Source organism: Mesorhizobium sp. M7A.F.Ca.CA.004.06.1.1 (assembly GCF_003999135.1).
Lineage (GTDB): Bacteria > Pseudomonadota > Alphaproteobacteria > Rhizobiales > Rhizobiaceae > Mesorhizobium.
Genome location: NZ_RZPQ01000273.1, coordinates 1 through 6,856 on the forward strand (window position 1 = coordinate 1; position 6,856 = coordinate 6,856).

Consider the following 6,856-nt stretch of genomic DNA (forward strand, 5'->3'; position numbering starts at 1 on the left):
CTACAGGACCGCGATCGAGGAAGCCGAGATTGCCGGCTTTGAAGGCGGTGCTTCCTTGCTGCGCGATGCGATGGCCGGGCGCAACTGACGGACAGTGAGTTGGGGCGCGACGAAACCACCGCCAGCAAATGCCAGGCTGATCTCAGACCTTCTTCAACCCCGCCTTGAAGCGTTTGCCATTGGCGACATAGTGCGCCGCCGAGCCGCGCAACCTGGCCACGGCCGCGTCGTCCAGCACCCTGATCGCCTTGGCCGGCGAACCGACGATCAGCGAATTGTCCGGGAATTCCTTGCCTTCGGTGACCAGCGCACCGGCGCCGACCAGGCAATTCCTGCCGATTTTCGCGCCGTTCAGCACGATGGCGCCCATGCCGATCAGGCTGTTGTCGCCGATCGTGCAGCCATGCAGCAAGGCGCGGTGGCCGATCGTGCAGCCTTCCCCGATCGTCAGCGGGAAACCGGGATCGGTGTGCATGACCGTATGTTCCTGCACATTGGTGTCGGCACCGATGACGATGGGCTCATTGTCGCCGCGGATGACGGCGCCGAACCAGAAGCCGGCATTGCGTCCGACCCTGACGTCGCCGATCAGCGTCGCATCGGGTGCGATCCAGTTCGAACCCGCATCGGCGAAGCTGGGCTCTGTTCCATCGATCGCATAAAGCGGCATTTCTGGTCTCCGAATCGTCTCAAGCTGGCAGCTCGGACCCTAGGAGACGGACCGTCCATGAGGCAATGGCAAGCACGACGACGCCCAGCGCCAAGGTCCACGCAATTGCCGTGCAGCCGCAGGACATCAGCGCCAACGTTGAAATGCGGCGCTGACGCCGGGCATCGATGGCATCATTGACCAGCATGAAGGGTCCGGCACAGGCAGTGGCGAGCAGCGAGCGCAAGACATGTGACGGCGACACATAGGGTTCGGTGAAGGCGACCTTGCGGCCCGACACCAGTTCCATAGCCGATCCGGCCAGCCCGCAGGCCGTCAACCCGACGGCAAAAGCAAAGAGTGTGAGTTCCAGCGGTCCCATCTTAACTTTCCATTTACCATGAAATTGCACAGTCGTTCCACGCAGGCTGCAAGAGCCGTGCCGTACGATGTGTGCCGCCCAGGGACACTGGAGGCGGACGGACGGCCCGAGATCCGAGGACTGAGATGAAGCAGGCAGCGCTCGCCAACGAACTCACTGTGGTCGATTCCAGGCTGATGAAGCGGGTGCTCTACGGATTCGCGGCGCTGGCCCTGCTTTCAGCAGCGATCAGCCTTGCAGGCAAATGGTTTGGCCATTCGATCGCCATGGCCGGATACACCGACGACGCAACGATGCACCAAGTGGTGATCGGCAACAATGTCATCACGGTCCCGGCCAACGCCATCCGTTTCGCCCAGGCCCGGCGCGACGGCATCGCCTCGCGGCTCGACCTCTATCTGCGCTATCCCCAGATGGACGGCTACAGCGAGGCCGCGCGGGATGATTTCAACCATACGGGGACAGCCAAAAGCATCGTCTTTCTGGCCTTCGAACAGCAGATGATGTCGCGTGACATGAGTGGCCGCTTCGCGCCGATCTACAGCGCGTTGATCATCCAACCCGGCATTGTCGGGCCTGGCGGCACGATGATTTATGGTTTCAACGAGAAATCAGGCTATCTGAACGAGGTGCTGGTTGTCGGCAATCGCCCCGGCAAGGAGCCGTTTGTGGCCCGTTGCCTGAGCGGACCGAGTGCCGACCAATCGCTGGCGCCTTGCGAGCGCGACATCCAGGTCGGCGACGAGCTCAGCCTCACCTATCGCTTCCCAAGGGAGTTTCTGGGCGATTGGCAGGCGCTCGACGCGGCAATCGCCACTGAAGCCGGGCGCGTCCTGAAAACAGGACGTTAAGAAAGCCTCGGAAGGTCCGGCCGGCCGGCCGCATTCGAGGCGGAGCCGGCCGAGCGCAAAATCGCTGGCTCAGGCCAGATCGATGTCGAGGATCGCCATCGAGAAATTGTAATCGCCGTCGTCCTCGTCCTTGAAGACGATGCCGAGGAATTCGTCGCCGACATAGACCTCGGCCGAATCGTCCTTGCGCGGCCGTGCCTTGACCTCGAGCTTGGGGTTCTGGAAGACGCGCTTGAAATAGGCGTCCAGCTTTCTGATTTCGTCCGGCTTCAACAGTCTTCTCCGATCATCGGGCTTGCTCGTTCGAACGCGCTTCTGGCACGTCGACAATGGCGATGTAAAGGCAAGCGGCCTGATAAGGCGAGACAACCGCCCGCTCCTGCCCGCGGCCGGAATCCGACAGCAGACGACGGCGCCGTGAAAATCAGATGTCGAAACTGACGACCTGATCCATCGTCTGCGACGGCAGAAGCTGGTCCATCTGGCGCGACGGCTGATCGCAGCCGGTCTCACCGACGACGCGGGCCGGCACGCCGGCAACCGTCTTGTTGTGCGGCACAGGCGACAGCACCACCGAGCCGGCCGCTATCTTCGAGCAATGGCCGATTTCGATGTTGCCGAGGATCTTGGCGCCGGCGCCGATCAGCACGCCGTAGCGGATCTTGGGGTGGCGGTCGCCGCCGGCCTTGCCGGTGCCGCCCAGCGTCACGCCATGCAGGATCGACACGTCGTCCTCGATGACAGCGGTCTCGCCGACCACGAGGCCGGTGGCGTGGTCGATGAAGATGCCCTTGCCGATGCGGGCGGCGGGGTTGATGTCGGTCTGGAAGACCGAGGACGAGCGGCTCTGCAGATAGAGCGCGAAATCCTTGCGCCCCTGGTTCCACAGCCAATGCGCCAGCCGATGGGTCTGGATGGCGTGGAAACCCTTGAAATAGAGCACAGGCATGATGAAGCGGTCGCAGGCCGGATCGCGATCGTAATAGGCCTGGATGTCGACACGCACCGTCGTCGGCCACTCCTTGTCGTCGGCCAGCATGGACTTGAAGGTCTGGCGGATGAGATCGGAGCCGATGTCCTGGTGCGCCAGCCGCTCGGCCAGCCGATGAATGACTGCTTCTTCCAGGCTGTCCTGGTTGAGGATGGTCGAATAGAGGAATGCAGCGAGCAGCGGGTCGCGGTTGACAGCCTCCATGGCCTCGTCGCGGATCGAACGCCAGATCGGATCGACCGGCTTCAATGCGCTGTGTCGGGAAATGCTGATGCTGTTCATCGCCGTCTCGTCCTGCGTCCTGCCTGGCTTGCCTGTTGTGCTTGCCTGTTGCCTGGCCGCACATATAAGCCAGATCATAGCACGATTGAACTCAATTTTCCTTAGTGCTTTGTCAAATGGATTTGGTTCGCGGGAATTCAAGCAGCCATGGAAAACGAACCCTTGATCGACGACGCGCTGAAAAGCGAGCTTTCGGCGCTCTACCGGGCACAGGGCCGCCACTACCACAACCTTGCCCATATCGAGGCGATGCTGGCACTCGCTGGCGACTATCGAGGATTGCTCGGCGACCCCGAGGCGATCGAAGCGGCGATCTGGTTCCACGATGCCATCTATGACAGCAAGGCCAAGGACAATGAGGCGCAAAGTGCTGCCCTTGCCGAGAAAAAGCTGGCGGGCCGCGCAAATCCTTCACGCCTCAACCGCATCTCGGCAATGATCGTCGCCACCGCCACGCACCAGGTGCCGCCGTTCGAAGACGCGGCGGCCACACGGGACGCAAGTCTTTTCCTGGATATGGATCTGTCGATCCTGGGAGCCGCGCCGGACGCCTTCGACGCCTATGAGCGCGCCGTGCGGCGCGAGTACCACTGGGTGGAGGAGCCAATGTGGCGGGCCGGACGCAGTGCTGTCCTGAAGACTTTCCTCGCCCGCCCGCACATCTTCCACACTGAAGAGTTTCGCCAGCGCTTCGAACCGCAGGCCAGGGAAAACATGACGCGGTCATTGCAGGCCCTGCAAACCTCTTTGTGATCTTCGCCGGTGGCGCGCTTGCATGTCGCCCTATCCCGCCACGGGCGTTGCATCGAACAATGCACCGAGAAACGCCTGAACAAGCGAGCGCTGGGCGTCGGTCTTGCGATAGGCGACGCGGTGTATGGAACTGAACGAATAGGCCCTTGGCTTGATCGCCCGCATGTCTCCGGCGGCGACCCAGGGATCGGCAAAATGGCATGGCAGAAAGCCGATGAAGTTGCCCGACAGGATCAGCATCAACTGCGCTTCCATGTGCACGACCGATGCACTCGCCTTGGGATGGCCGACCAGGTAGAGGTCGTCGAAATGTCGATAGCTGCGCACCGAGAACCGCGCGGCATCGACGGCGCCTTGATCGATCCTTGAATCGGGCATCGCAAAGAGCGGATGCCGGCGGCCGCAATAGAGAAGATGCGGTTCGCCGCAATAGTCGCGATAGACAACCCCAGGCGCTTTCTGCGACAGCGGCCCGATGACAACGTCGCGACCGCCATCGGCAACTTGTTGCTCGAGTTCGGACGGCGTACCCACCGAAAGGTCGATGAAGACGTCGGAATCGGGCCCCATGAAGCGGCTGAGCGCGTGCTGGATACCCAGTTCGCCACTGGTGAAGACCCCATCCGACGTGCCGACCCGCAAGCGGCCCGACAGGCTGCCGCTGGCTGCATTGATGCGATGTCCGAAATCGTCAAGGTCGCGGAACAGCCTCTGCGCCGCATCGTAGGTTGCCTGTCCAACCTCGGTCAGGCGGAATTGCTTGCGCCCGCGATGGCAGAGTTGGGCACCGATGCGTTTCTCCAGCTCCGCCAGATGCGTGCTCAGCGTCGGCTGTGACAGGTTGAGCGTGATTTGCGCAGCGGCGAACCCGCCTGAATCGGCCAGCGCCACGAAAACGCGCAGCAGGCGGATATCGATATTGTCCAGCCGGCGCATGCCATTCCCCATGATGCACAGAACGATACATCGATGTTATTCGATGTATCGTTCTAAATAAACTCATTTACATCAATGTCAGAAATCGCGAGCCTGTACGGAACAAAATTGGGGAACAATCATGAAACCGTTACCAGGCACCGCCTTGTCCGCAGCCCTGCTGCTCGCCAGTTCGCAGCTCGCCCTCAGCGCCGACCAGATCCGCATCCTGGCGCCGACATGGCTGGGATTTGCGCCTGTCCATATCGCCAGCGACCTTGGCTGCTTCACCGCCAAGGGCCTTGATGTCAGCATCAAGTTCGAGGATGACCTGACCAACGTCATGGCGGCGATGGCGCGCGGCGACATCGAGATGCAGATGCGCTCGGTCGGCGAATATCAGGGCCGCCCGCGCGACGCCTCGACGCCCGGCATCATCATCGGCACGATCGACGAATCCGTCGGTGGCGACGGCGTCATCACCGATGACAAGATCAAGTCCGTTGCCGATCTGAAGGGCAAGGTCGTCGCGGCCGAGCCCAACATCCCCTCGCGCCTGCTGCTGCAGATGGAGCTGAAGCAGGCGGGCCTGTCGCTGAAGGATCTGCAGATCAAGGACATCGCGACGGCCGATACGGGTGCGGTTTTCGTCGATGAATCGATCGCCGCGATCGCGACCTACGAACCGTTCATGTCGCAGGCGCTGAAGGCCTCGACCCGCACCGGTGCCCGCATGCTGATCTCGTCCAAGGATCATCGCGGCATCATCATCGACGCGATCATCGCCCGCAACGACGACTTCAAGGCGAACCCCGACAAATACGCAAAATTCCTCGGCTGCATCTATGAGACGGTCGATTTCATCAAGGCCGAGCCGGAAAAATTCGCCGACATGGCGTCCAAGCATTTCGGCCTGACGCCTGCCGAAGTGACCGACATCGTCAACTCCAGCCTGTCCTACACGACGCTTGCAGAATCCCTGGCCTACATGGGCAAGCCGGGAGAAAAAGGCACGTTGCACGGGATATTCGACACGGTGATGGATCTAAACCTGGAGAACGGCGCCGCCGACAACAGACTGGTGGCGGCGGACCAGATCGACAGTTCGGCGATCAACAAGATCCCGGCGAAATAGCGGCCGCGCGGCCGGGCCGGCAGCTTGTCTCGGCTGTCGGCAGCGATGTCATTCCGGCTCGCGCCGGTGACGGCCGTTCTTTCGATCATCCGGGGATAATGATTTGTTCAGCAGCCTGTTTGTCTTCCGCGGTCGCGCATCGCCGATGCTGGAGTTTGCCGTCAGTGTCGCCGCGGCTGTGCTCGTCGTTGCCCTGTGGGAGCTGGCGGCGCGCGCGGGCATCATTGCGCCGCAGTTCCTGCCCTCGCCGAGCCGCGTCGTCATTGCCCTGTGGACGATGCTGACCGAGCAGAACCTGCTGTGGCACGTCGCGGTTTCGACCACCCGTGTCTGGATTGCCTTCCTGCTGGCCGCCGTCATGGCGATCCCGATCGGCATCATGATGAGCAGCTACCGGATCGTCGGCGCCGCCCTGGAGCCGATGATCGATTTCATCCGCTACCTGCCGGTCCCCGCACTCGTGCCGCTGTCGATCATCTGGTTCGGCGTCGGCGAGGAGACCAAGATCTTCCTGCTCTGGCTGGGGACGTTCTTCCAGCTCGTGCTGCTCGTCGCCGACGACATGCGGCGCGTGCCGCAGGAGTTCGTCGAGGTCGCCCGCACCGTCGGTGCCAATTCGAGGCAGGTCATGGTCGACGTCGCCCTGCGCTGGATGGGCCCGACGCTGCTCGACAATCTGCGCATCACGCTCGGCTGGTGCTGGACCTATCTGATCATCGCCGAGATCGTCGCCGCCGATTCCGGCATCGGCTATGTGATCTGGACGGCCCGGCGCTTCGTCAAGACACCGGAGGTCATGGCCGGCGTCGTCGTCATCGGCCTGATCGGCCTTGTCACCGACCAACTTTTGCGCCTGCTTCACCGCCGGCTGTTCCGGTATCTGTGAGGAGCATGACAT

Annotated in this window: 9 protein-coding genes; 4 read left to right on the forward strand and 5 right to left on the reverse strand. The window is 62.0% G+C overall.

The features are described from left to right. Positions 1 to 142: 142 nt before the first annotated feature. Together EN906_RS17370 and EN906_RS17375 are read right to left on the reverse strand one after the other, a co-directional pair. The gene (locus EN906_RS17370; RefSeq protein ID WP_127271824.1) at positions 143 to 670 is read right to left on the reverse strand and encodes a gamma carbonic anhydrase family protein; all 528 of its coding nucleotides are present in this window, start codon (positions 668 to 670) and stop codon (positions 143 to 145) included. A 19-nt stretch (positions 671 to 689) separates the two neighbouring features. Further along, positions 690 to 1,031 (reverse strand): hypothetical protein, encoded by a 342-nt coding sequence (locus tag EN906_RS17375; RefSeq protein ID WP_127271612.1) that lies wholly within the window; start codon positions 1,029 to 1,031, stop codon positions 690 to 692. 125 nt (positions 1,032 to 1,156) lie between these two features. Between EN906_RS17375 and EN906_RS17380 the strand changes: the two genes are divergently transcribed. Further along, the gene (locus EN906_RS17380; RefSeq protein ID WP_127271611.1) at positions 1,157 to 1,882 is read left to right on the forward strand and encodes a hypothetical protein; all 726 of its coding nucleotides are present in this window, start codon (positions 1,157 to 1,159) and stop codon (positions 1,880 to 1,882) included. 69 nt (positions 1,883 to 1,951) lie between these two features. On the opposite strand, the gene EN906_RS17385 is transcribed toward EN906_RS17380, so the two are convergent. Both EN906_RS17385 and cysE read right to left on the reverse strand, forming a co-directional pair. Next, positions 1,952 to 2,155, reverse strand: coding sequence for a DUF3126 family protein (locus tag EN906_RS17385; protein ID WP_013531334.1), 204 nt, complete (start codon positions 2,153 to 2,155; stop codon positions 1,952 to 1,954). 151 nt (positions 2,156 to 2,306) lie between these two features. Beyond that, positions 2,307 to 3,155: a serine O-acetyltransferase gene (cysE, locus tag EN906_RS17390; protein ID WP_013531333.1), complete on the reverse strand. Its 849-nt coding sequence runs from the start codon at positions 3,153 to 3,155 to the stop codon at positions 2,307 to 2,309. Between the two features lie 147 nt (positions 3,156 to 3,302). Between cysE and EN906_RS17395 the strand changes: the two genes are divergently transcribed. After that, positions 3,303 to 3,908, forward strand: coding sequence for a hypothetical protein (locus EN906_RS17395; RefSeq protein WP_127268140.1), 606 nt, complete (start codon positions 3,303 to 3,305; stop codon positions 3,906 to 3,908). 30 nt (positions 3,909 to 3,938) lie between these two features. Here EN906_RS17395 and EN906_RS17400 read toward each other — a convergent pair whose 3' ends face one another. Next, positions 3,939 to 4,844, reverse strand: coding sequence for a LysR family transcriptional regulator (locus EN906_RS17400; RefSeq protein ID WP_127268139.1), 906 nt, complete (start codon positions 4,842 to 4,844; stop codon positions 3,939 to 3,941). A gap of 121 nt (positions 4,845 to 4,965) precedes the next feature. On the opposite strand from EN906_RS17400, the gene EN906_RS17405 reads away from it, so the two are divergent. Beyond that, on the forward strand, positions 4,966 to 5,958 hold the full coding sequence (locus EN906_RS17405; protein ID WP_127268138.1) for an ABC transporter substrate-binding protein: 993 nt from the start codon (positions 4,966 to 4,968) through the stop codon (positions 5,956 to 5,958). 103 nt (positions 5,959 to 6,061) lie between these two features. Beyond that, positions 6,062 to 6,844 (forward strand): ABC transporter permease, encoded by a 783-nt coding sequence (locus EN906_RS17410; protein ID WP_236383447.1) that lies wholly within the window; start codon positions 6,062 to 6,064, stop codon positions 6,842 to 6,844. The last annotated feature ends 12 nt before the right edge of the window (positions 6,845 to 6,856 follow it).

Coding starts and splice junctions, on each gene's coding strand:
- cysE (WP_013531333.1), bottom strand. CDS start 3,155: ATGAACAGCATCAGCATTTCCCGACACAGCGCATTGAAGCCGGTCGAT.
- EN906_RS17380 (WP_127271611.1), top strand. CDS start 1,157: ATGAAGCAGGCAGCGCTCGCCAACGAACTCACTGTGGTCGATTCCAGG.
- EN906_RS17395 (WP_127268140.1), top strand. CDS start 3,303: ATGGAAAACGAACCCTTGATCGACGACGCGCTGAAAAGCGAGCTTTCG.
- EN906_RS17405 (WP_127268138.1), top strand. CDS start 4,966: ATGAAACCGTTACCAGGCACCGCCTTGTCCGCAGCCCTGCTGCTCGCC.
- EN906_RS17370 (WP_127271824.1), bottom strand. CDS start 670: ATGCCGCTTTATGCGATCGATGGAACAGAGCCCAGCTTCGCCGATGCG.
- EN906_RS17400 (WP_127268139.1), bottom strand. CDS start 4,844: ATGCGCCGGCTGGACAATATCGATATCCGCCTGCTGCGCGTTTTCGTG.
- EN906_RS17375 (WP_127271612.1), bottom strand. CDS start 1,031: ATGGGACCGCTGGAACTCACACTCTTTGCTTTTGCCGTCGGGTTGACG.